The organism is Janibacter endophyticus (assembly GCF_016888335.1).
Classification (GTDB): domain Bacteria; phylum Actinomycetota; class Actinomycetes; order Actinomycetales; family Dermatophilaceae; genus Marihabitans; species Marihabitans endophyticum.
Map to the genome: position 1 here is coordinate 448,357 of NZ_JAFEJG010000004.1, position 21,661 is coordinate 470,017.

Annotated in this window: 24 protein-coding genes; 15 read left to right on the top strand and 9 right to left on the bottom strand. The window is 71.5% G+C overall.

The window, feature by feature from the left end; genetic code table 11:
- Positions 1–75: 75 nt before the first annotated feature.
- The 5 genes from JNO54_RS02165 (at position 76) to trxA (ending at position 4,790) form a co-directional block, all read left to right on the top strand.
- Positions 76–1,953 carry a hypothetical protein gene (locus JNO54_RS02165; protein ID WP_204142415.1) on the top strand — a complete coding sequence of 626 codons (1,878 nt, stop codon included), beginning with the start codon at positions 76–78 and terminating at the stop codon, positions 1,951–1,953.
- 52 nt (positions 1,954–2,005) lie between these two features.
- Positions 2,006–2,581 carry an RNA polymerase sigma factor SigM gene (gene sigM, locus JNO54_RS02170; protein ID WP_204144500.1) on the top strand — a complete coding sequence of 192 codons (576 nt, stop codon included), beginning with the start codon at positions 2,006–2,008 and terminating at the stop codon, positions 2,579–2,581.
- Positions 2,578–3,261, top strand: coding sequence for an RsmA family anti-sigma factor (locus JNO54_RS02175; RefSeq protein WP_204142416.1), 684 nt, complete (start codon positions 2,578–2,580; stop codon positions 3,259–3,261). The genes sigM and JNO54_RS02175 overlap by 4 nt, the downstream gene beginning before the upstream one ends.
- Positions 3,262–3,381: 120 nt before the next feature.
- Complete coding sequence (trxB, locus tag JNO54_RS02180) at positions 3,382–4,407, top strand: thioredoxin-disulfide reductase (RefSeq protein WP_307818012.1); 1,026 nt, start codon at positions 3,382–3,384, stop codon at positions 4,405–4,407.
- A gap of 56 nt (positions 4,408–4,463) precedes the next feature.
- Complete coding sequence (trxA, locus tag JNO54_RS02185; RefSeq protein WP_204142418.1) at positions 4,464–4,790, top strand: thioredoxin; 327 nt, start codon at positions 4,464–4,466, stop codon at positions 4,788–4,790.
- A 129-nt stretch (positions 4,791–4,919) separates the two neighbouring features.
- Here trxA and JNO54_RS02190 read toward each other — a convergent pair whose 3' ends face one another.
- The 8 genes from JNO54_RS02190 to rpmH all read right to left on the bottom strand — a co-directional run bounded on the left by JNO54_RS02190 (position 4,920) and on the right by rpmH (position 10,610).
- Positions 4,920–5,990 carry a ParB/RepB/Spo0J family partition protein gene (locus tag JNO54_RS02190; RefSeq protein WP_204142419.1) on the bottom strand — a complete coding sequence of 357 codons (1,071 nt, stop codon included), beginning with the start codon at positions 5,988–5,990 and terminating at the stop codon, positions 4,920–4,922.
- A complete protein-coding gene (locus JNO54_RS02195) occupies positions 5,987–7,066 on the bottom strand; it encodes a ParA family protein (RefSeq protein ID WP_204144501.1) in 1,080 nt (359 codons plus the stop codon). Before JNO54_RS02195 ends, JNO54_RS02190 begins: the two co-directional genes overlap by 4 nt.
- Positions 7,067–7,365: 299 nt before the next feature.
- On the bottom strand, positions 7,366–8,040 hold the full coding sequence (gene rsmG, locus JNO54_RS02200) for a 16S rRNA (guanine(527)-N(7))-methyltransferase RsmG (protein WP_307818014.1): 675 nt from the start codon (positions 8,038–8,040) through the stop codon (positions 7,366–7,368).
- A complete protein-coding gene (locus JNO54_RS02205; protein WP_204142420.1) occupies positions 8,037–8,621 on the bottom strand; it encodes a Jag family protein in 585 nt (194 codons plus the stop codon). Before JNO54_RS02205 ends, rsmG begins: the two co-directional genes overlap by 4 nt.
- Before the next feature lie 56 nt (positions 8,622–8,677).
- Positions 8,678–9,721 (bottom strand): membrane protein insertase YidC, encoded by a 1,044-nt coding sequence (gene yidC, locus JNO54_RS02210; RefSeq protein ID WP_204142421.1) that lies wholly within the window; start codon positions 9,719–9,721, stop codon positions 8,678–8,680.
- A complete protein-coding gene (gene yidD / locus JNO54_RS02215) occupies positions 9,718–10,083 on the bottom strand; it encodes a membrane protein insertion efficiency factor YidD (protein WP_204142422.1) in 366 nt (121 codons plus the stop codon). The genes yidC and yidD overlap by 4 nt, the downstream gene beginning before the upstream one ends.
- Positions 10,080–10,454, bottom strand: a complete 375-nt coding sequence (gene rnpA, locus JNO54_RS02220; RefSeq protein WP_204142423.1) for a ribonuclease P protein component — start codon at positions 10,452–10,454, stop codon at positions 10,080–10,082. Before rnpA ends, yidD begins: the two co-directional genes overlap by 4 nt.
- Positions 10,455–10,472: 18 nt before the next feature.
- Positions 10,473–10,610 carry a 50S ribosomal protein L34 gene (rpmH, locus tag JNO54_RS02225; protein ID WP_047310858.1) on the bottom strand — a complete coding sequence of 46 codons (138 nt, stop codon included), beginning with the start codon at positions 10,608–10,610 and terminating at the stop codon, positions 10,473–10,475.
- A 443-nt stretch (positions 10,611–11,053) separates the two neighbouring features.
- On the opposite strand from rpmH, the gene dnaA reads away from it, so the two are divergent.
- The 10 genes from dnaA (at position 11,054) to JNO54_RS02275 (ending at position 20,849) form a co-directional block, all read left to right on the top strand.
- Positions 11,054–12,604, top strand: coding sequence for a chromosomal replication initiator protein DnaA (gene dnaA, locus JNO54_RS02230; RefSeq protein WP_204142424.1), 1,551 nt, complete (start codon positions 11,054–11,056; stop codon positions 12,602–12,604).
- Positions 12,605–13,270: 666 nt separating this feature from the next.
- Positions 13,271–14,404 carry a DNA polymerase III subunit beta gene (gene dnaN, locus JNO54_RS02235; RefSeq protein ID WP_204142425.1) on the top strand — a complete coding sequence of 378 codons (1,134 nt, stop codon included), beginning with the start codon at positions 13,271–13,273 and terminating at the stop codon, positions 14,402–14,404.
- Positions 14,405–14,464: 60 nt separating this feature from the next.
- Positions 14,465–15,553: a phosphogluconate dehydrogenase (NAD(+)-dependent, decarboxylating) gene (gnd, locus tag JNO54_RS02240; RefSeq protein WP_204142426.1), complete on the top strand. Its 1,089-nt coding sequence runs from the start codon at positions 14,465–14,467 to the stop codon at positions 15,551–15,553.
- A 1-nt stretch (position 15,554) separates the two neighbouring features.
- A complete protein-coding gene (gene recF, locus JNO54_RS02245) occupies positions 15,555–16,823 on the top strand; it encodes a DNA replication/repair protein RecF (protein WP_204142427.1) in 1,269 nt (422 codons plus the stop codon).
- Entirely contained in the window at positions 16,816–17,406 is a 591-nt protein-coding gene (locus JNO54_RS02250) for a DciA family protein (RefSeq protein WP_204142428.1), read from the top strand. Before recF ends, JNO54_RS02250 begins: the two co-directional genes overlap by 8 nt.
- A gap of 104 nt (positions 17,407–17,510) precedes the next feature.
- Positions 17,511–17,882 carry a 2Fe-2S iron-sulfur cluster-binding protein gene (locus tag JNO54_RS02255; protein ID WP_204142429.1) on the top strand — a complete coding sequence of 124 codons (372 nt, stop codon included), beginning with the start codon at positions 17,511–17,513 and terminating at the stop codon, positions 17,880–17,882.
- 2 nt (positions 17,883–17,884) lie between these two features.
- Positions 17,885–18,814 (top strand): catechol 2,3-dioxygenase, encoded by a 930-nt coding sequence (locus JNO54_RS02260; RefSeq protein WP_204142430.1) that lies wholly within the window; start codon positions 17,885–17,887, stop codon positions 18,812–18,814.
- Positions 18,811–19,239 carry a GlcG/HbpS family heme-binding protein gene (locus JNO54_RS02265; RefSeq protein WP_307818015.1) on the top strand — a complete coding sequence of 143 codons (429 nt, stop codon included), beginning with the start codon at positions 18,811–18,813 and terminating at the stop codon, positions 19,237–19,239. Before JNO54_RS02260 ends, JNO54_RS02265 begins: the two co-directional genes overlap by 4 nt.
- Before the next feature lie 179 nt (positions 19,240–19,418).
- Positions 19,419–20,267: an alpha/beta fold hydrolase gene (locus JNO54_RS02270; RefSeq protein WP_204142431.1), complete on the top strand. Its 849-nt coding sequence runs from the start codon at positions 19,419–19,421 to the stop codon at positions 20,265–20,267.
- A 24-nt stretch (positions 20,268–20,291) separates the two neighbouring features.
- The gene (locus JNO54_RS02275; RefSeq protein ID WP_204142432.1) at positions 20,292–20,849 is read left to right on the top strand and encodes an LURP-one-related/scramblase family protein; all 558 of its coding nucleotides are present in this window, start codon (positions 20,292–20,294) and stop codon (positions 20,847–20,849) included.
- Here JNO54_RS02275 and JNO54_RS02280 read toward each other — a convergent pair.
- Positions 20,846–21,598, bottom strand: coding sequence for an IclR family transcriptional regulator (locus JNO54_RS02280; protein ID WP_204142433.1), 753 nt, complete (start codon positions 21,596–21,598; stop codon positions 20,846–20,848). The genes JNO54_RS02275 and JNO54_RS02280 overlap by 4 nt on opposite strands.
- Positions 21,599–21,661: the final 63 nt, after the last annotated feature.

Here is a 21,661-nt window from a genome sequence, read left to right on the forward strand (position 1 = left end):
GACGACGGAAGGGGCCCTGACGTGCACGGAGTGCACCCGGGAACCACGCTGGGGCGGTACACGCTCGGGCGACGCGTGGAGCAGCGAGCGACGAGCGAGCGCTGGCTGGCGCGCGACACCGACCTCGAGCGCGACGTCGTCCTGCACGTCGTCCCTGCCGACGGCGAGCACACCGAGGCGACCCTCGACGCGGCCCGCCGGGCCAGCGGCATCGGCCACCCGGGCCTGACCCGCGTCCTCGACGTCGACACCGACGGGACCCTGGCCTGGATCACCGAGTCCTACCGCCACGACGAGCGTCCCCTGAGCGCCCTCATCGGCACCGGCCTGCCCGCCGAGGAGATCCGACGCATCACCGGCGAGGTCGCCCTCGTCCTCGAGGCCGCCCGTGCCCGCGGTCTGCACCACCTCGCTCTCGTCCCCGAGTCGGTCCTCGTCGGTGAGGACGGCTCGGTCCGGGTCCGTGGCCTCGCCGCCGACGCCGCCCTCGCCGGGATCGACGAGGACGAGCACGACGGCGACGCGGAGGACGCCGCCGCGGTCGTGGCGCTGGCCTACGCCGGCCTCACCGGGTCCTGGCCTCTCGAGAGCCGCACCGCCCTGCCCGACGCACCCCGCGACGCCACGGGTGTGCTGCCCCCCTCGCACCTCGCCGTCGGCGTCCCGAGCGACCTCGACACGATCTGCCGCGAGACCCTCTCCGACGCCGCCGGCCCCTCCTCCCCCGGCGACTACGCCGCCTCCATCGCCCCCTGGTCGCGCACCCCCGTGACCGAAGAGCCCGTCCCGGGCGAGGCGGCACCCTCCGGGGAGCCCGCCGCGCACGAGCCGGAACCCGAGGACCCGGCCGCGGGGACCGACGACCCCGTCGACACCTCCGCCCCCACCGCCGACGACGAGGGCGGCACCCCCTTCGTCGGGACCGTCGCCGCGGCCGCGGGCGCCGGGACCCGCGCCGAGCCGACCGAGGGCCGACCCGAGGACACCGCGGTCCTCCCCGCGGCGCGGACCGACCGCGACCGTGAGGAGACGGCCGACGAGGACCGCCCGGGCCATCGCCCCACCGCTGCCGCAGCGGCGGCTGCGGCTGCGGCCGCCACGGTCGCCGGCACGCTCAGCGTGGGCGGCAAGGTGCTCGGCGAGCGGGTCGGCAAGGTGGCGCAGCGCACCCGCGAGCGCGCCGAGGTCGTCGCGGCCGACCGCCGCGCCCAGCGTGAGGCGATCCGCAGCTCGGAGGCCCGCGACCGGGTCAGCCTCGGCAGCGCCGGCAGCCAGGACGGCATCGAGGCCCCCGCACCGCTCCTGCCCCCCGAGACGGGCGAGAGCCCCTCGCCCGAGCAGTCCCGCATCGTGCTCGCGATCATGGCCGGGCTCGTGACGCTCGCCCTGATCCTCGGGTGCTTCGGTGTCACCCGGATCGGCAGCAACACCGACCTGGGCGCCATCTTCGGCTCCGACACGCAGCAGACCGCGGCCCCATCGCCCGAGCCGGCTCCCTCCGCGCCCGCGGAGGAGGGCAGCTCGAGCAGCGAACCGATCCAGGTCCTCAGTGCCATCGGCTTCGACCCCGACGGCGACCAGACCGAGCACAACTCCGAGGCCCAGCGGGTCTACGACAACGACGTGTCGACCGCGTGGACCTCCGAGGGCTACAACGCGCCCGACTTCGGCAACAAGCGTGGCGTCGGGCTCGTCCTCGACCTCGGGCAGGCTCAGCCGATCCGGTCCGCCACCCTCCAGCTGCCGACCGCGACGACCCTGCAGGTCTTCGTCGGAGCCGAGCCCGGCATCGATGGCAGCCGGCTCGGCGAGAGCTCCGGTGCCGACGGGTCGGTGACGATCGCCGCCGACCAGCCCACCGAGGGCCGGTACGTCACCATCTGGTTCACGACGACGGCGCAGGGCTCGGACGGCCGCCACCGCGCCTCCCTCGCCGAGGTCGTCCTCCGGTAGGTCCGGCCCGGTGAGCCACGGCCCCTTCGCCGACGTCGACGACCGTGAGCTCATGCGCCGGCACGTCGCCGGGGACACCGACGCCTTCGGCGAGATCTTCGCCCGGCACCGCGACCGGATGTGGGGCGTCGCCCTGTCCGTGTGCTCCGACCCCGACCTCGCGGCCGACGCCGTCCAGGACGGCTTCGTCAACGCCTTCCGCCGGGCCGCCTCCTACCGCGGCGACGCCCAGTTGACCACCTGGCTGCACCGCATCGTCGTCAACGCCTGCCTCGACCGGCTCCGGGCCGCCCGCGCGCACGCCTCGACCGACGAGCTCGAGGAGCAGGGGGGCGTCGCACTGCCGTCCCTCCCCGACCGGACCGCGGCCGTCGACGACCGGCTGCTCGTCGCGGAGGCCCTCGCCGCCCTGCCCGAGTCTCAGCGCCTCGTCCTCGTGCTCGTCGACATGCACGGCGTCCCCGTCGCCGAGGCCGCCGCGATGCTCGGCGTCGCCCCGGGCACGGTGAAGTCCCGCGGCAGCCGAGGTCGCGCCGCCATCGCCGACCACCTGCGGCAGGGAACCAGATCCCCCCGTCGCTCGTCAGATGACGAGGGTCACCCCGACCGACGAGAGGAGCGACGATGACCGAGCGCGATGACGACGCCCGCGTGCGCGAGCTCCTCGCGGGCCTCCCCGCCGACCGCGACGCGCCCGCCATGCCGCCCGAGCTCGTGGCCCGCATCGAGGCCTCGCTCGCCGAGGAGCGCCGCCCTGCGGGCGCACCCGTCGTCCCGCTCGCGACCCGGCGACGACGACGCGCCGTCGGCCCCTGGGTCCTTGGCGCGGCCGCGGCCGCAGCACTCGTGATCACCGTCCCCGTCCTGGTGGAGCGCAGCGGGAGCGACGCCGACGAGTCCGACGCGGGACAGGCCGTCGAGCATGCACCTCACGAGTCCGGGAGGGATGCCGCGGAGGAGTCCCGGCGCCCCCCCTTCGCCCTGACCATCAGCGACCGGGCCTACACGGAGCGCGACCTCGGCGAGCAGGCCGCCCGGGCGCTCTCACCCCAGGACCTGGTGCGGCACGCCGTGCCCTCGTTCTCCGCCGAGTCCCCGTCGCTCGGGCCGATCGCGACCGAGCAGGGGGCCGCCGACTGCCTGGCGCGGCTCGGGGCGGGTGAGGTGCGGCCGGTCCTCGTCGACGTCGGGAGCTTCGACGGTCAGCGTGGCTTCCTCGTCGTGGCCGAGGGCGAAGGGCTGACCCGGGCCTGGGCAGTCGCCGCCGGGTGCGAGCCGATCTACGACGAACCCACGACCCTGCCCTGAGGCGCCGCCCGGCGCGCCCTGGTCAGTCCCGGACGCGTCGGGAATCCCTCGCCTACGATGGGCGTTGGTCTCCACAGACCACAACATCTGCCCCTGCCCCGCCGTTCAAGGACTACATCTGTGACTGCCGACGTCCGCAACGTCATCATCATCGGCTCCGGTCCCGCCGGCTACACGGCCGCCGTCTACGCCGCCCGAGCCAACCTCAAGCCGCTCCTCTTCGAGGGCTCGGTCACCGCCGGCGGCGCGCTGATGAACACCACCGAGGTCGAGAACTTCCCGGGCTTCACCGAGGGAATCATGGGGCCGGACCTCATGATGTCGATGCGCGGCCAGGCCGAGCGCTTCGGCACCGAGATCGTCACCGACGACGTCACCTCCGTGCGTCTCGAGGGCGACGTCAAGATCGTCACCGACTCCGAGGGCACCGAGCACCGGGCCCGTGCCGTCATCCTCGCCATGGGCTCGGCCTACCGCGAGCTCGGGCTGCCCGACGAGAAGCGCCTCTCCGGCCACGGCGTCAGCTGGTGCGCCACCTGCGACGGCTTCTTCTTCCGCGACCAGGACATCGCCGTCGTCGGCGGTGGCGACTCGGCGATCGAGGAGGCCACCTTCCTCACGAAGTTCGCCCGCTCGGTCACCCTCGTGCACCGTCGGGACGAGCTGCGCGCCAGCAAGATCATGGCCGACCGGGCGCTGTCCAACGACAAGATCCGCTTCGCGTGGAACTCGGAGGTCACCGCGATCCACGGCGACGCCAAGGTCTCCTCGGTGACCCTGCGCGACACCGTCACCGGCGAGGAGCGGCCGCTCGCGGTGACCGGCCTCTTCGTCGCCATCGGCCACGATCCCCGCAACGAGCTCCTCAAGGAGACCCAGGACGCGACGAAGGTCGAGCTCGACGACGAGGGCTACGTCCTCGCCGAGGGCCGCTCCACCCGGACCAACATCCCCGGCGTCTTCGCCTGCGGAGACCTCGTCGACCACACCTACCGCCAGGCGATCACCGCGGCCGGCTCAGGCTGCGCCGCAGCGCTCGACGCCGAGCGCTGGCTCGCCGAGCACGACCAGGCCGCAGCCCCCGCCCCCGACCAGGCCCTCATCAGCCAGGACGACCCGGTCGAGGGCACTGTCGGCGCGCGCTGACACCCTGGACCCAGACCACCCACCGACCCCCGAACCCGAGCAGAGAAGGAATCACCATGGCAGGCACCAAGGCCACCACCGACGCCACCTTCGAGGCGGACGTCCTCAAGAGCAGCACCCCGGTCCTCGTCGACTTCTGGGCCCCCTGGTGCGGCCCGTGCCGCGCGGTCGCCCCCGTCCTCGAGGAGCTCGCCGGCCAGTACGACGGCAAGCTGAGCATCGTCAAGCTCAACACGGACGAGAACCCGCAGATCACCGCACGCTACGGCATCACCTCGATCCCGACGATGCACGTCTACAAGGACGGCGAGATCGTCAAGACGCTCGTCGGCGCCATGCCGAAGCCGAAGCTCATCAAGGAGCTCGAGCCCTTCCTGGGCTGAGCCCCGACCCAGACCGAGGGGCGCTGCCCCGAGGTGCGAGGAACGCGCCTCGAAGGGGACTCGCCACGGCCGTGAGGCCGGGCGGGTCCCCTTCGTCATGCAGGATGAATTCTCTTGTGCTGCACGGGATTACACGATGTGCGCGCTGTCCATCCCGATCTTCTCGAGGATCCGGGTGAGGTCGTCGACGGAGGCGAACTCGATCGTCATGCGGCCCTTCTTGGCCCCCATGGTGATCTTCGCGCGGGTGTCGAGGTGATCGCTCAAGGCTGCGCCCAGGTCGTCGAGCTCGGGGTTGTCGGCGCGGCTGCGGGGCGCCCGGCTGCGCGCCTCCTGCTCGGGCTCCATGCCGAGCGCGACGATCTCCTCGACGCTGCGCACCGAGAGCCCCTCGGCGACGATCCGCTGCGCGAGACGCTCCATGCTCGCGCCGTCCTCGAGCCCGAGCAGCGCCCGGGCGTGGCCGGCCGAGAGGACTCCCGCCGCAACCCGCCGGGCGACGAGCGGGGGCAGGCGGAGCAGGCGCAGCGTGTTGCTGATCTGCGGCCGGGACCGGCCGATCCGGCGGGCGAGCTCGTCCTGGGTGCAGCCGAAGTCGTCGAGCAGCTGCTGGTAGGCGGCCGCCTCCTCGAGCGAGTTCAGCTGGCTGCGGTGGAGGTTCTCCAGCAGGGCGTCGCGGAGGAGGTCGTCCTCCTCGGTGTGCTTGACGATCGCCGGGACGCTCTCGCGGCCGGCCGCTCGGGAGGCACGCCAGCGGCGCTCACCCATGATGAGCTCGTAGGTGACCCCCTCGGGGGCGTCCGAGCCCTCGGGCAGGGGCCGCACGACGACGGGCTGAAGGACCCCGATCTCACGGATCGAGTGGACGAGCTCGGCCAGCTCGTCCTCGTCGAAGACGGTCCGCGGCTGCTTGGGGTTGGGCCTGATCGCGTCGATCGGCACCTCGGCGTAGCGCGCCCCGGGCACGGGAGCAAGCCCCGCGTCCTCGGCCACCGGCGTCAGGGTCGGGCCGGCGGGTGGTGCCGTCGTCCCGCCGTGCTCGGCGAGCATCCCGGCCGCGGTGTGCGACGGAGGAGCGTCATCGGCCGGCTGCTCGTCGCGGTCGGCGAAGAAGACGTCGACCGGCCGCGCCCTGGCCGCCGCCTGGTCCGGGATGAGAGCGCCGAGACCTCGTCCTAGCCCGCGTCGCTTCTCGCTCATGCCTGCTCACCCTGTCCTTCGGTCGTGCCTACCCCGCGGTCGGCGATCTCTGCTGCGGCCTCGAGATAGGCCAGCGCCCCAGTGCTCTGGGCGTCGTACGTGATGACGGTCTGCCCGAAGCTCGGGGCCTCGGAGACGCGCACGGAGCGCGGGATCGTCGCTCCGAGGACCTGGTCCGGGAAGTGCGTGCGGACCTCGTCGGCGACCTGTCGCGAGAGGTTGGTCCGGCCGTCGTACATCGTCAGGAGGATCGTCGAGACGTGCAGGGCAGGGTTGAGGTGAGTCTGGATGAGGTCGATGTTCTTGAGCAGCTGCGAGAGGCCCTCGAGCGCGTAGTACTCGCACTGGATGGGGATGAGGACCTCCTGCGCGGCCACGAACGCGTTGACCGTGAGCAGCCCCAGGCTCGGGGGGCAGTCGATGATCACGTAGTCGAGCCGCGGCTCGTCCCCCTCTGCGCGGGTCGTGGCGAGACGCTCGAGCGCACCGCGCATCCGCGACTCGCGGGCGACGAGCGAGACGAGCTCGATCTCGGCGCCGGCCAGGTCGATCGTCGCCGGCACGCACCAGAGGTTCGCGACGTCGGGGCAGGGTTGCATGACGTCGGCGATCGGCGTGCCCTCGATGAGCACGTCGTAGATGCTCGGCACCTCGGCGTGATGGTCGATGTTGAGCGCCGTGCTCGCGTTGCCTTGCGGGTCGGTGTCGACGAGCAGGACGTGCAGACCGTTCTGCGCCAGGGCCGCAGCCAGGTTGACCGCGGTGGTCGTCTTGCCGACCCCGCCCTTCTGGTTGGAGACGGTGAGGACCCGCGTGCGGTCCGGTCGGGGGAAGGTCTTCGCGGCCAGCCGGGCCCGCGCCTCCTTGTCCGCCCGCACTGCGGCGAGCACGGGAGACTCGGTGTCTGACGCGTTCTCCGCGTCGGCGTCGCCCTTGTCGGCGTCGCCCTCGTCAGCGTCGCCCTCGTCGGTGGCGGGCTCGTCGGCGGCAGGCTCGTGCACGGCGACGTCTGCCCCGTCCTGCGTTTCACGTGAAACAGAGGTGTCTGGGGTCCGAGGAGTGCTCCGGTCGCCCATCCACCCGATGGGTGAGCCGCCGGGCGTCGCGGGGACCGCGGGCCACCCCATTCCGGGGGTCACCGCTCGCTCGCCCTCGTGCTTGCGTCCGTCGATCGTCGTCACCCGCCCATCTAACGTCACGCGAGGCCGACACGCCAAAGCGGCTGGGTGCGCTCGTTTCACGTGAAACATGCGCCCGGTGTTTCACGTGAAACGCGGTCCCTCTGGGGCGGTACGGGTCTCGATGGGGCGGGTCCGCGGCGAACTCCCGAACGGGGAGAGACGGCCAGGCGGCTCGTCCCTGCGCGCCTCGGGGGTCATCGGCGGGGCTTCTTCTGCTTCTTCTGCCTGGGGACGACGACGCAGTCGACGGTGAGGGTCGGCGTCTCGAGGACGTCGGCGCCGTGCTCGCTGATCCGTGCCTCGGTCATGCCGAGCCGGCGCAGGGTCGAGGTGACGTCGGTGAGCTCGTCCTCGACGGACCGGCCCTTCATCGCGACGAGCGAGCCGCCGGGGGTGAGCAGCGGGAAGCACCAGCGGGCGAGCTTGTCGAGGCGGGCGACGGCCCGGGCCGTGACGAAGGGGGCGCTCAGCATGCCGTGGACCTCCTCGGCCCGGGCGCGGTGCACGGTGACGTTCGGGAGAGCGAGGTCGGCGACGACGGAGTCGAGCCAGTCAGTCCGGCGCTGCATGGGCTCGACGAGGTGCAGCTCGAGGTCGGGCCGGGCGATCGCGACGGCGATGCCGGGAAGGCCGGCGCCGCTGCCGACGTCGATGACCGAGGCCCCCTCGGGGAAGGCGTCCTCGATGACGGCGCAGTTGAGGATGTGCCGGTCCCAGAGGATCGGGACCTCGCGGGGGCCGATGAGGCCGTGACTCACTCCGGTGTCCGCGAGGATCTCGGCGAAGGCCTCGGCGAGCGGAAGGCGCTCGCCGAAGAATCGGCGGGCGCCTTCCGTGGGCTCAAGAGCCTGTTTCACGTGAAACGTCACGCGTCCTCGTCGTTCGCGGCCTCGTCCGATGCCGGGTCCGCTGTGTCGGCAGTCCCCGTCTCGGCGCCGGTGGGCGGGAGGACGACGACGTAACGGCGCGGCTCGGAGCCGGAGGACTCCGACGCCAGGCCCGCTGCGAGGACCTCGTCGTGGACGACCTTGCGCTCGAAGGCGCTCATCGGGTGGAGGGAGATCTCGGCGCCGGTGGAGCGGCACTCCTCGATGGCGGTGCGGGCGATCTCCACGAGCTCGGCGCGACGCCCGGCACGGTGACCGGCGATGTCGAGCATGAGGCGGCTGCGCTCGCCCGTCGCCGACTGGACGGCGAGGCGGGTCAGCTCCTGGAGCGAGTCGAGGACCTTGCCGTCGTTGCCGACGAGCCGGCGTGGGACGCGCCCGTCCTCGGAGTCGACGATCGCCACGGCGGCGCGGTCCCCGTCGATGTCGAGGTCGATGTCCCCGTCGAGGTCGCAGATGTCGAGGAGCGTCTCGAGGAAGTCGGCCGCGACCTCGCCCTCGCGCAGCAGCACCTGCCGCTTGTCGGTGGTGGTCGAGCTGTCCTGCTCGGGGGTCTCACTCATGGGTCTCTCCTGGTGGTCGCGGCGGGTCGCATGCCTGCCGAAGGGGGATGGGTGGGTCAGTCGGATCCGCCGCCGGTGGCCGCGGTCGAGCCGCCACCGTCCCTGGGCGCCGGCTGGGTGGTCTTGCTCCCGGACTTCTTCGCGCGCTTCTTGCCCTTGGGCTGCGCGCGCTGCCTGCTGATGACGCCCTTCTCGGCGAGCTCCTCGGCCATCTCGACGTCGTGCTCACGCTCGCGCCTCTCCTCCGGGGTGTCGAGCGGCTTGCCGGCCTTGCGGCGGCGCTCGTGCATGGCCTTCTCGGCAGCGGAGCCGGGGGCCGGCATGCGGCGGATGACGTAGAACTGCTGGAGCATCGTCCAGAGGTTCGTCGTGAACCAGTAGATGAGCACACCGATCGGGAAGTTGACGCCGGAGACGGCGAAGATGATCGGGAAGAGGTACAGCATGATCTTCTGCTGCTGCGCGAAGGGGCCCTCGAGCGCGGCGGCCGGCATGTTCTTGCGCATCAGCTGGTGCTGCGTCGTGAAGGTCGTCGCCGACATGAGGATGATGAGGACGACGGTGACGATCATGACGTTGACCGAGTCGGCGCCGAGGAAGATGTCGGAGAGCTTCGCGCCGAAGATCGTCGAGCTCTCGGCCTGAGCGGCGAGCTCGCTGGTCAGCGGGCCGATCTGCTGCTTGGAGCCGTTCGCCATCTCGTCGAGCCCGTTGAGGACGCGGAAGAGACCGAAGAAGAACGGCGACTGGATGAGGATCGGCATGCAGGACGCGAGCGGGTTGGTCCCGGTCTCGCGGTACAGGGACATCATCTCCTGCTGCATCTTCTGCTGAGACTCAGGATCCTTCTTGCCCTTGTACTTCTTCTGGATCTTCTGCATCTCGGGCTGGATGAGCTGCATCTTGCGCGAGGCGTGGATCTGCTTGACGAAGAGCGGGATGAGCGCCGCACGCATGACGAGCACGAGACCGACGATGGACAGGGTCCAGGTCCAGCCGTTGGCCTCCGGCAGACCGATCGCGGTGAGGCCGGAGTGCCACAGATACATGATCCAGGCAACGATCCACTCGAAGGGATACATGATGTCGCTGAAGCTCACGAGGAGGTCGTCCTTCGCTGTCGGGGTGCGCCGGTGCGGCGCCGGAGGTCTGCAAGGTCGGCCTCGGAGAGGGCCGGGGTGTCATCACCGAGCCGGGGCTCGCGCAGCGCGGGTGACCCGCGCTCGGCCCAGCGGTCGGGGACGAAGTCGATCCCGCCGGCCGACCAGGGGTGGCATCGGAGGAGACGGTGGAGGGTGAGGTAACCACCGCGCAGCGGCCCGAAGCGGCGCAGGGCGGTGATCCCGTACGCCGAGCAGGTCGGGTAGTAGCGGCAGCGGGCGGGCAGCAGCGGGGAGACGAACCGCTGGTAACCGCGGACGAGCAGGACGAAGGGGGTGGCGAGCACCGAGGCCGAGGTCATCGGCCGGCTCCCGCGGGGGCGATCTCCGCGGTGAGGCTGCCGATCGCGCGGGCCAGCGCCTCGCCGATCTGGGCCGACGTGGCGCCGGCGGCCGCCGGGTTGGCCCGGAGCACGAGGTCGGTGCCCGGCGGGACCGCCGGGAGGAGGGGGGCGACCTGGGCGCGGAGCCGGCGCTTCACCCGGTTGCGGGCGACGGCGTTGCCGACGGCCTTGGACACGACAACACCGACGCGCGGTGGCAGTGCCGACCGTGCGTCGGTGTGACGGGCGTGGACCACGAGCAGCCGGGATCCCTGGCGACGTGCGCCGGGACCGCGGACCGTTGCCGTGAGCTCCCCGCGCTCCGTCAGTCGGTGCTGCGCGGGCAACACGGGGATGTCAGCAGTGGCTCAGGCGGAGAGCTTCGAGCGGCCCTTGGCACGACGGTTGGCCAGGATGGCCCGGCCGGCGCGGGTCCGCATGCGGAGGCGGAAGCCGTGCGTCTTGGCGCGGCGACGGTTGTTCGGCTGGAAGGTGCGCTTGCTCATCGCGATACTCCGTGGTGGTGGTGGACGCGCGGCGCGCGACCGTGGATGTGCGGTTCGTGGGTGCTCGGCCGCGATCGGAGACCCACATCGGCGACGTCGCAGCACGTCGCGAGATCATGGGCATGCGAAAGCGGCCGATCAGGCCGTCGTCCAGGCTACGGGAGCGCCGTTGGCCCGGTCAAACCGAGGAGCGCGCCGCGACCTCTCCGGGCCAAACGCACCAAGATCACAGATCCCCGGCACGCTGTCCGAGCGACACGCCGATGATGTCGACGAATTTCGCCGACCAGGTTGCCGCGAGCCGGATCATGTTGTTAGCGTCACCCTTCCAGACCAGAGTACCCACAGCTTGTGGACAACGGTGTGGACAACCCCGATCCAGGCAAGAGGTCACCCCTTCGCGCCTGTGTGAGCACCGACGAACCCGACAAGGTGGGACCAGCGTGGCGGATGCCGAGACGGACTTCGCCGAGGTCTGGCGTTCCACCCTCGACTCCCTCGACGCAGACGGTGTCCCCGTCGGCCGCCGTGCCTTCCTCACCCTCGCCCAGCTCGTCGGGCTGCTCGACAGCACGGCGCTCATCGCCGTGCCGGACGACTTCAGCAAGGAGTTCGTCGAGCAGCGGCTGCGCATGCAGCTGACCCAGGCGCTCTCCGCCCAGCTCGGCCGCGAGGTCCGGATCGCCGTGACGGTCGACCCCAGCCTGGCCGGCGACGAGGACGAGAGCCCCGCCGAGGCGGAGGACAACCCCTTCGCCGGAAGGCTGCGCGACGAGCGCCCCGAGACCACCGCCGACGTGACCGAGCACGGTCGGCCGGCCGAGGCCGACCCGATGGGCCGGCACGGACTGGCGACCGAGGAGCCGCTGCCGCTCGGTGACCTCACGCCGACGGCCACGGTCACGCCGATCTCGACCGCGACCCGCAACGGCCGGGCCGTGCAGGCCGAGAACGTCGAGCTGACCCGGCTCAACCCGAAGTACCTCTTCGACACCTTCGTCATCGGCTCGAGCAACCGCTTCGCCCACGCCGCGGCCGTCGCGGTCGCCGAGGCGCCGGCCAAGGCGTACAACCCGCTCTTCGTCTACGGCGAGTCCGGGCTCGGCAAGACCCACCTGCTGCACGCCATCGGGCACTACGCGCGCAACCTCTACCCCCACGTCAAGGTGCGCTACGTGAACTCCGAGGAGTTCACCAACGACTTCATCAACTCGATCCGCGACGACAAGGCCGCTGCCTTCCAGGCCCGCTACCGCGACGTCGACGTGCTGCTCATCGACGACATCCAGTTCCTCAGTGGCAAGATGCAGACGCAGGAGGAGTTCTTCCACACCTTCAACACGCTGCACAACGCCAACAAGCAGGTCGTCATCACGAGCGACGTCAAGCCGAAGCTGCTCTCCGGCTTCGAGGAGCGCATGCGCAGCCGCTTCGAGTGGGGCCTGCTCACCGACGTGCAGCCGCCCGACCTCGAGACCCGGATCGCGATCCTGCGCAAGAAGGCGATCCAGGAGCGGCTCTCGGTGCCCGACGAGGTCCTCGAGTTCATCGCCAGCCGGATCTCGACGAACATCCGCGAGCTCGAGGGTGCCCTCATCCGGGTCACCGCCTTCGCGAGCCTCAACCGGCAGCCGGTCGACCTCGGCCTGGCCCAGATCGTGCTCAAGGACCTCATCCCGCACGAGGTGCCCAACGAGATCGACGCGGCGACGATCATGGCGCAGACCGCCTCGTACTTCGGCGTGACGATCGAGGACCTCCAGGGGCCGTCCCGCACCCGGGCGCTCACGACGGCCCGCCAGATCGCGATGTACCTCGTCCGAGAGCTGACCGACGACTCGCTGCCCCAGATCGGCAAGCTCTTCGGCGGGCGCGACCACACGACGGTCATGCACGCCAACCGCAAGATCGGCGAGCTCATGGCCGAGCGCCGGGCGATCTACAACCAGGTCACCGAACTGACGAACCGGATCAAGCAGCAGTCGAGCAGCTGAGCACCGGCTCCACGATCGCCACCCCCCGTACCCCTCATCTGAGTCCGCGTCCCTGGGTATCCACACCCTGTGTCCACAGCTGTGCGCTGTCCCGCCCTGCCCGTTCATCCGCTCGTCGCCAGAGCGTGTGACTCACGGGTATCCCCGACGTTCTCCACAGATCCACAGCCTGTGGAGAACCCTGTGGGCCGCCGTGCAAGGCCGATCTCCTCGGCGACACCCCCGGGACGATCCACAGGAGGGTGGTCACCGGACCCGAATCCCACGAATCTGCGGACGAGGACGGGGAGGAACCTGTGGAGGCATGTGGAGCTGACGACGCACCCTGCGGACGCCGGTCCTCGGTCCACACCCCACCCCGTGCGTGCACATCACCGTCGACAGGCCGTCCACAGAGGACCGCCCCCGACGATCCTTGGGACACGGCCCTTGCCGGGCCGATCCGGGGAGTTGTCCCCAGGATCCACAGGACCTATGACAACGATGAGTCCTCTCCATCTCGACTCCTGTCCCCACGCATGGCGGACGGGCGGTCTGTGGATCTAGGGTTGGGCTCCCGGGGCGGATCACCGGCTGCCAGGAGCGGTCGAGCGTGCCAGCCCGTGGGAGATGCCACACTGAGCGCACACGCGCGCGACCGACGCGCGGGAAATGGGTAGGTCTGTCGTGAAGTTCCGCGTCGAGCGTGACGTCCTCGCCGAGGCGGTCACCTGGGTTGCTCGTGGTCTGCCGGCGCGCCCGCCGGTACCCGTCCTCGCTGGTGTCCTCATCACCGCCGACGAAGGGGGGACCGTCACCCTGTCCGCCTTCGACTACGAGGTCTCCGCCCGGATCACCGTCGCGGCCGACGTCGAGGAGGCCGGCACCGTGCTCGTCCTCGGTCGACTCCTCGCCGACATCTCCCGCAACCTCCCGGGCAAGCCGGTCGACGTCGTCACCGACGGCAGCAAGGTCCAGGTCACCTGCGGCAGCTCGCGCTTCTCGCTGCTGCAGATGCCGGCCGACGAGTACCCGACCCTGCCCACCGCGCCCGAGGGCTCCGGCACGATCGACGGCTCCGTCTTCACCCAGGCCGTCTCGCAGGTCTCCATCGCCGCCGACCGCGGCGACTCCCTGCCGATCCTCACCGGTGTCCGGGTCGAGGTCGAGGGCGAGACGATGACGCTGCTCGCCACGGACCGCTACCGCCTCGCGATGCGCGAGCTCACGTGGTCGCCGGGCACCTCCGACGCCAGCCACGTCGCGCTCATCCCGGCGCGCACCCTCGCCGAGACCGCCCGCTCCCTCGGCGCCGTCGGCACGATCGACATCGCCCTCGGGTCCGCCGCCGGCGGCGACGGCCTCGTCGGCTTCGAGGCCGGGCAGCGCCGCACCACCTCGCGTCTGCTCGACGGCGAGTACCCCAAGGTCGCGAAGATCTTCCCGACGAGCAGCGAGACCGAGGCGGTCATCGCGACCGCAGACCTCATCGAGGCCGTCAAGCGCGTCGCCCTCGTCGCCGAGCGCACCACCCCGGTGCGGCTGCGCTTCTCCGAGGGCCAGCTGGCGATCGAGGCCGGCACCGGCGAGGACGCCCAGGCCTCCGAGGCGCTCGAGGCGAGCGTCACCGGCCCGGACATCACCGTCGCCTTCAACCCCGGCTACCTGCTCGACGGGCTCGGCGCCCTGGGCAGCGACTGGACCCGGATGTCCTTCACCGGCGCGCTCAAGGCGGCGATGATCACCGGCCAGACGAGCCAGGACGGCGAGCTCGACACGACCTACCGCTACGTCCTCCAGCCGGTGCGACTCGCCGGCTGACCCCCTTCGTCGAGGACCGTCACCTGGTCCCGACCCACGGACCCAACCCCAGGAGCACCCATGCAGCTCGGACTCATCGGCCTCGGCAAGATGGGCGGCAACATGCGGGAGCGCATCCGCCGCGCCGGTCACGAGGTCGTCGGATACGACCGCAACAAGGCGGTCTCGGACGCCAAGAGCGTCCAGGACATGATCGACCAGCTCGAGGCGCCGCGCGTCGTGTGGGTCATGGTGCCCGCCGGCGAGATCACCCGCTCGGTCGTCCAGGACCTCTCCGCGCGGCTCGAGCCCGGCGACCTCGTCATCGACGGTGGCAACAGCCGCTTCACCGACGACTTCGAGAACGCTGCGATGCTCAAGGACAAGGGCATCGGCTACCTCGACTGCGGTGTCTCCGGTGGCATCTGGGGCCTGGAGAATGGCTACGGCCTCATGGTTGGCGGGCTGAAGAAGCACGTCACCCGGGCGATGCCGATCTTCGACGCGCTGCGGCCCGAGGGCCCGCGCGACGAGGGCTTCGTCCACGCGGGCGAGGTCGGCGCCGGCCACTACGTGAAGATGGTGCACAACGGCATCGAGTACGGCCTGATGCACGCGTACGCCGAGGGCTACGAGCTGCTCGAGAAGAAGGACATCGTCAAGGACGTCCCCGGGGCGTTCAAGGCGTGGAGCCGCGGCACCGTCGTGCGCTCCTGGCTGCTCGACCTCATGGTCAAGGCGCTCGAGGATAACCCGGAGATGGACGACGTCTCCGACTACACCGCCGACTCCGGCGAGGGCCGCTGGACCGTCGAGGAGGCGATCGCCAACGCCGTGCCGATGCCGGTCATCTCGGCCTCGCTCTTCGCCCGCTTCGCCTCGCGGCAGGAGGCCAGCCCGGCGATGCAGGCCGTCGCGGCGCTGCGTGGCCAGTTCGGCGGGCACCAGGTGATGACGATCGACGAGGGTCACGACCTGCGCAAGGAGTCCGCGGTCGGCGGGCCGAAGAAGGCCACGACCGCCCAGCGCAAGGAGGCCTCGAAGGAGAAGAAGGCCTCGAAGAAGACGGCCGCGAAGAAGGCGGCGAAGGCGGGCCCGTCCTCCGGGTCGGGCAGCACCGGCGGGGCGACGGGGCCGACGAGCGGGTCGCGGTCCACGCGCTCGCACTGAGGTGCACGTCCGGCACCTCTCGGTCGCGGACTTCCGCAGCTACGAGAGCGCGGAGCTGCCCCTCTCACCAGGGGTGAGCACCCTCGTCGGGCTCAACGGCCAGGGCAAGACCAACCTCGTCGAGGCGATCGGCTACGTCGCGACCCTCTCGAGCCACCGGGTCGCACAGGACCAGCCGCTCGTCCGCTTCGGTGCCGAGCGGGCGATCGTCCGGGCCGCGGTCGTGCGCGAGGGGCGCGAGCAGGTCGTCGAGCTCGAGATCACTCCGGGACGGGCCAACCGCGCCAAGCTCGGCCGGGCCCCCGTGCCGCGGCCGCGGGACGTCCTCGGGACGCTGCGGACCGTGCTCTTCGCCCCCGAGGACCTCGCGCTCGTCAAGGGTGACCCGGAGCAGCGGCGCCGTTTCCTCGACGACCTCCTCGTGCAGCGCCAACCGCGGTGGGCCGGGGTGCGCGCCGACTACGACAAGATCGTCCGCCAGCGCTCGGCGCTGCTCAAGCAGGCCGGGGGGACGATGCGCGAGGGACGCGGCCGTGGTCGCCGGGCCACGCGTCTGCCGGAGGGGCTCGAGCCCGACGCCGCCCGCGAGGACGCGCTGCGCACCCTCGACATCTGGGACGACAACCTCGCCACCCTCGGCTCGCAGCTGCTCTACGCCCGGCTGCGCCTGCTCACCGACCTCGTCCCGCACCTCGCTGACACCTACGGCGCGGTGAGCGCGAGCTCGACGGACGCCACGGCCCGCTACCGCTCCTCGATCCCCGGCCCGGCGGGCGAGGCGCTCGCCGAGGGCTTCGGGTCGGGTGAGGACGTGCCGACACCCGATGTGCTGCGGGGGGAGCTGCTCACCGCGATGGGCGCGCTGCGCGACCAGGAGATCGACCGCGGCGTGAGCCTCGTCGGGCCGCACCGGGATGACGTCACCCTGGCCCTCGGTCCCATGCCGGCGAAGGGGTACGCGAGCCACGGCGAGTCGTGGTCCTTCGCCCTCGGGCTGCGCCTGGCCGCCTACCGGCTGCTCCAGCACGACCTCCAGGACGACCCGGTTCTCATCCTCGACGACGTCTTCGCCGAGCTCGACTCCGGCCGGCGGGAGCGGCTGGCCGGCCTCATCGGTGACTGCGAGCAGGTGATCATCACCGCCGCCGTCGGCGAGGACGTCCCGTCGGGGTTGGCGGGCGAGCGCTTCACCGTCACCACCGGGCAGGTCTCCCGGGAGAGCGGCGAAGGGGTGCCCGCTGCGGGTGCCGAGGCGGTGGCCGATGAGTGAGCCTCCGCCCACGGAGGACCCGCGCCCGGACGACCCCGAGTCCCCCGACGAGCCGGGACCCGAGCCGGACGACGGTCCGCTCGGACAGGTCGAGGACGCCGCCCGCGCCGCGCTCGCCCGTGCCCGCGCCAACGCCGCCGCCCGCGGGCTGCGACCCGGCATGAAACCGCGCCGTCGGCGGGTCCGGCGCGGGATGGAGCCGGAGGTATCCCCCTTCGCCACCGGCCGTGACCCTGAGCTCCTCGGGGACCAGATCGAGCGGATGATCGCCGACCGTGGGTGGCAGAGCGACGTCGCCGCCGGGTCGGTGATGTCCCGCTGGCCCGACCTCGTCGGCGAGCAGGTCGCCGCCCACAGCGAGCCGGTCGCCTACGAGGACGGGGTGCTCACCGTCCGCGCCGACTCGACCGCCTGGACCACCCAGCTGCGGCTGCTCACCTCGACGATCCTCGCCCGGCTCGCCGAGGACGTCGGCCCCGACACCGTCTCCGAGCTGCGGATCGTCGGGCCGAGCGCCCCCTCGTGGCGCAAGGGTCTGCGACGCGCCCCCGGCGGCCGCGGGCCGCGGGACACCTACGGCTGACGTTCCGCGACGGGGAACGTCGCTAGAGGCACCCCCTTCGCCCCCGGCACGCTCAAGGACACGACAGCGGCAGAGGTGCCGCCGGCGAGCGCAAAGGAGCGGCAGTGCCGAACGTGTCCATCCCCGCACTGGACGAGGTGATCTACCTCGGCCCGGACGAGACGCTGCTCTCGGGCCTCTACAAGGCCGGGTACAGCTACACCGTCGGGTGCAAGCGTGGTGGCTGCGGCATCTGCAAGGTCGACGTGCTCGACGGCGACTTCTCCTACAACCGCCCGATCGCCGCGACCGTCATCAGCGCCGAGGAGCGCACCGACGGGACCTGCCTGAGCTGCCGAGCCGTCCCGGACTCAGACGTCACCATCCAGATGCGCGACGACGAGATGCGTCTGGTCAATCCCTTCCTCCGTCAGATCAACGAGAAGGCACGACGGCGTGCCGAGGCGCTGGCGGCCGGCACCGACATGGAGCAGTAACCATGGGAATCATGAGGATGGGTTACGCGCACGTGCGCGTCACCGACATGGCCGAGGCCAAGGACCACTACGCCAGCACGATGGGTCTCTACGAGACCAGGTCCGACACCACCGCCGAGGGCGCCCAGCGTGTCTTCTACAAGGGCTGGGACGAGTGGGACCACCACTCCGTCGTCCTCGAGGAGGGCGGCGTCGGCGTCGTGAAGTACGGCTGGAAGGTCGAGCACGAGACCGACATCGACGACATCGAGGCCAAGGCGACGGCCTTCGGTCTGACCGTCGAGCGGATGAGCACGGGCGAGAACCCCGAGATCGGTGACGGCATCCGCTTCACGACGCCGTCCGACCACGTCTTCGAGGTCTACCACCAGGCGACCGCGTACGGCACCGAGGTCGGCACGCACAACCCGGACGCCTTCCCGCGCCACCTCGTCGGAGTCGGCGCCCCGGCTCTGGACCACTCGCTCATCACCGCCGAGGACCCGGCGCGCATGGAGAAGATGCTCATCGACGTCTTCGGCTTCTACGCCACCGAGCGCGTCCAGACCAGCCTCGACGCCGACCACGACCTCGTCGGCACGTGGATGACGAGCAACAACCAGATCCACCAGCTCGCGGTCATCGGCGGTCCCCAGGGCAAGCTGCACCACTTCGCCTTCCGCCTGGACAACTGGAACGACGTGGGTCGGGCCGCCGACCTCATGACGATGGACGACGTGCCGATCGACGTGGGCCCGACCCGCCACGGCATCACCCGCGGCCAGACGGTCTACTTCTTCGACCCGTCGGGCAACCGCAACGAGGTCTTCGCCGGCGGCTACCTCGCCTTCCCGGACCGCCCGACGACGGTGTGGACGGTCGACCAGCTGGGCAAGGGGATCTTCTACCACGCCCGCGAGCTCAACGAGCGCTTCACGACGGTGCTCACGTGACCGATGGGATGACCCGCCCCACGCGGGCGCTCACCCTCGCCGGGGCCAGGGCCGCGCTCGACGCGGCCCTGGCCCGCGCCGAGGAGATAGACGCGCGGATGAACGTCGCCGTCGTCGACGCCGGGGGCACGATCGTGGCCTTCGCGCGGATGGACGGTGCCTTCAACCTCTCCGGCGGGATCGCACGGGACAAGGCCAAGACCGTCGTCGGCTTCGGCGGGGTGCCGAGCGCCGGGCTGTACGAGGGGCTCAAGGACGAGCCGGCCGTGCGCGACGGCATCGCGAACCGTGAGGGCGTGGCCGCCTTCGGCGGGGGCGTGCCGATCGTCGTCGACGGCGAGCTCGTCGGGGCCGTCGGGGCCTCCGGCGGCAGCGCCGAGGAGGACACCCAGGTCGCCCAGGCGGGCGCCGACGCCCTCGCCTGACCCAGGTTCTCGAAGGGGGGAGGTCCGGATCATCCGGGCCTTCCCCCTTCGTCGTCCCCCCCGGTTCGCACGAGCCAAGGCTCGTGCGAAGGGGGGGTGGGGGCGGGGCGGGGGGTGGGCGTTCCGCGCTGCGCTCCGATGCCTGGCCCGGCGGGCCTGCGGCTCCTAGCGTCGTGGCCGTGAACGAGAACCCCGAGATCGGCCGGAGCATCCAGACCGGCCCGCTGGCGACCAACTACCACGACACCGGGCCCGCCCCCGAGCCCGTCGACGGCGAAGGGGGGACCGTCCTTCTCCTCCACGGCTCGGGACCGGGGGTCTCGGCCTGGGCGAACTGGCGAAACCAGCTGCCCCCCTTCGCCCGTCACCACCGCGTCGTCGCACCCGACCTCGCCGGGTTCGGGTTCACCGAGGTGCCCGAGGGGCAGGAGTACTCGCGCGAGGTGTGGCTGCGTCAGATCGTCGACCTGCTCGACGCGCTCGAGATCGAGCGCGTGCACGTCGTCGGCAACTCCTTCGGCGGGTCGATGGCGCTCGCGCTCGCGATCCACCACCCGGAGCGGATCGACAAGCTCGTCCTCATGGGCAGCGTCGGCATCCCCTTCGAGCTGACCGCTGGCCTCGACGCGGTGTGGGGGTACGAGCCGAGCGAGGCCGCGATGGGCCGGCTGATGCGCGAGACCTTCGCCTACGACAGCTCGCTCATCACCGACGAGCTCGTCGCGAGCCGCTACGCCGCGTCGACGCGGCCCGGGACGATGGAGGCCTTCGCATCGATGTTCCCCGCGCCCCGGCAGCGGTGGGTCGAGGCGATGGCCCATCCCGAGGAGGCGATCCGCGGGATCACCGCGCCGACGTTGCTCGTCCATGGCCGCGACGACCAGGTCATCCCGCTGTCGACCTCGCTGACGATGCTCGAGCTGATCGACGACTCCCGGCTGCACGTCTTCGGCCGGTGCGGGCACTGGACCCAGATCGAGCACGGGGCGGCCTTCACCGAGCTCGTCCTCGACTTCCTCGCGGAGTAGCTCGGACCCGGGCAGACTCTGCCCATGGGGCTCCTCGACACCGACGTCATCGTCATGGACCAGATCCGGTCCTTCATGAGCAACGACTTCGCGATCCATGACGGTCATGGTCAGGTGATCGGCAGCCTGCAGACCGAAGGGGGCATCGGCTCGCGGATGCTCATGGGCAACCGCGAGCTCGCGGTGCACGACGCCGACGGGTCGCTGCTGTGCCGGGTCACCGACCCGCCGGACCTCGGCTTCGACACCTTCGAGGTGCACGACCCGCAGGGTGGTCGGGTCGCGCGGATCGTCAAGGAGTTCACCTTCTTCAGCAAGTCGCTGCGTGTCGAGCTGGCGACCGGCGGGGTGATGGGGCTCAAGGGTGAGCTCTTCGACCGGGAGTTCACCGTCCAGGGCCCGCTCGGCGAGGCGGCCCGGGTGAGCCGGCGCTGGCCCGGGGTCGCCGAGTTCCTCCTGTCCCGCGAGCGCTACGTCGTGGCGTTGGCTCCGGGGCTGCCGGTGCCCGAGCGGCTCGGGACGATCGGGGCGGTCATCGCGCTCGACCTCATCCGCGCCAAGGAGCGCAGCTCCGGGAGCTAGAGCCCGGAGTCGCGCAGCGTCCGGCTGAGCGTGAAGGCGGCCGTGCGGACGGCGACCCCGAGCCGGGTCGGCTCTATGGAGCGGGTCGGCCCGGTGACGGAGAGTCCCGCGCGGATCTTGCGGTCGGAGCCGAAGACCGGGGCGGCGACGCACGAGACGCCGATCGTGGACTCCTCGAGGTCGAGGGCCATGCCGACGCTGCGGATCTTGCGCAGCTCGGCGGCGAGCCCGCCAGGGGTGGTGATCGTCCGAGGGGTGAAGCGCTCCAGCCCGGCGTCGACCCGAGCCTTGACCTTGGCACGCGGCGAGTAGGCGAGGATCACCTTGCCGACCCCGGTGGCGTGCGCCGGGAGCCGACCGCCGACCTTCGACCCGAGGCCGATGTTGGGCCCGAGGATCCTCACGTAGACGACGTCGACCCCGTCGAGGATCGCGAGGTGGACGCGTTGGTGGGTCACCTGCCGGAGGTCCTCCATGATCGGCTCGGCGGCGTCGCGTAGGTCGCGGTGCGTCGGCACCTGGGTGCCGAGCTCGAAGAGCTTGGCGCCCAGGCGGATCCGGTCGCCGGCCTTCTCCAGCACCCCGGCGTCGACGAGCTGGGCGACGAGGCGGTGCACCGAGCTCACCGGCAGGCCGGTCTCCCGGGCGATGGCGCGCACCCCGGTCGCTCCCCGACCGACGGCCTCGAGGATGGCGGTAGCACGGGCGATGACCCCTTCGTCGCCCGTGTTCCGCTCATCGGTACGCATTGCTTGATGATGCCGCAACCGAGCGGGATCGTGGCCGAAACAGCCTTCCCCGAACACCGGCGT

Coding starts and splice junctions, on each gene's coding strand:
- JNO54_RS02250 (WP_204142428.1), top strand. CDS start 16,816: ATGAGTGAGCCTCCGCCCACGGAGGACCCGCGCCCGGACGACCCCGAG.
- JNO54_RS02175 (WP_204142416.1), top strand. CDS start 2,578: ATGACCGAGCGCGATGACGACGCCCGCGTGCGCGAGCTCCTCGCGGGC.
- JNO54_RS02280 (WP_204142433.1), bottom strand. CDS start 21,598: ATGCGTACCGATGAGCGGAACACGGGCGACGAAGGGGTCATCGCCCGT.
- JNO54_RS02275 (WP_204142432.1), top strand. CDS start 20,292: ATGGGGCTCCTCGACACCGACGTCATCGTCATGGACCAGATCCGGTCC.
- rpmH (WP_047310858.1), bottom strand. CDS start 10,610: ATGAGCAAGCGCACCTTCCAGCCGAACAACCGTCGCCGCGCCAAGACG.
- trxA (WP_204142418.1), top strand. CDS start 4,464: ATGGCAGGCACCAAGGCCACCACCGACGCCACCTTCGAGGCGGACGTC.
- yidD (WP_204142422.1), bottom strand. CDS start 10,083: ATGACCTCGGCCTCGGTGCTCGCCACCCCCTTCGTCCTGCTCGTCCGC.
- sigM (WP_204144500.1), top strand. CDS start 2,006: ATGCGCCGGCACGTCGCCGGGGACACCGACGCCTTCGGCGAGATCTTC.
- JNO54_RS02205 (WP_204142420.1), bottom strand. CDS start 8,621: ATGAGTGAGACCCCCGAGCAGGACAGCTCGACCACCACCGACAAGCGG.
- JNO54_RS02190 (WP_204142419.1), bottom strand. CDS start 5,990: ATGAGCGAGAAGCGACGCGGGCTAGGACGAGGTCTCGGCGCTCTCATC.
- JNO54_RS02260 (WP_204142430.1), top strand. CDS start 17,885: ATGGGAATCATGAGGATGGGTTACGCGCACGTGCGCGTCACCGACATG.
- gnd (WP_204142426.1), top strand. CDS start 14,465: ATGCAGCTCGGACTCATCGGCCTCGGCAAGATGGGCGGCAACATGCGG.
- JNO54_RS02195 (WP_204144501.1), bottom strand. CDS start 7,066: ATGGGCGACCGGAGCACTCCTCGGACCCCAGACACCTCTGTTTCACGT.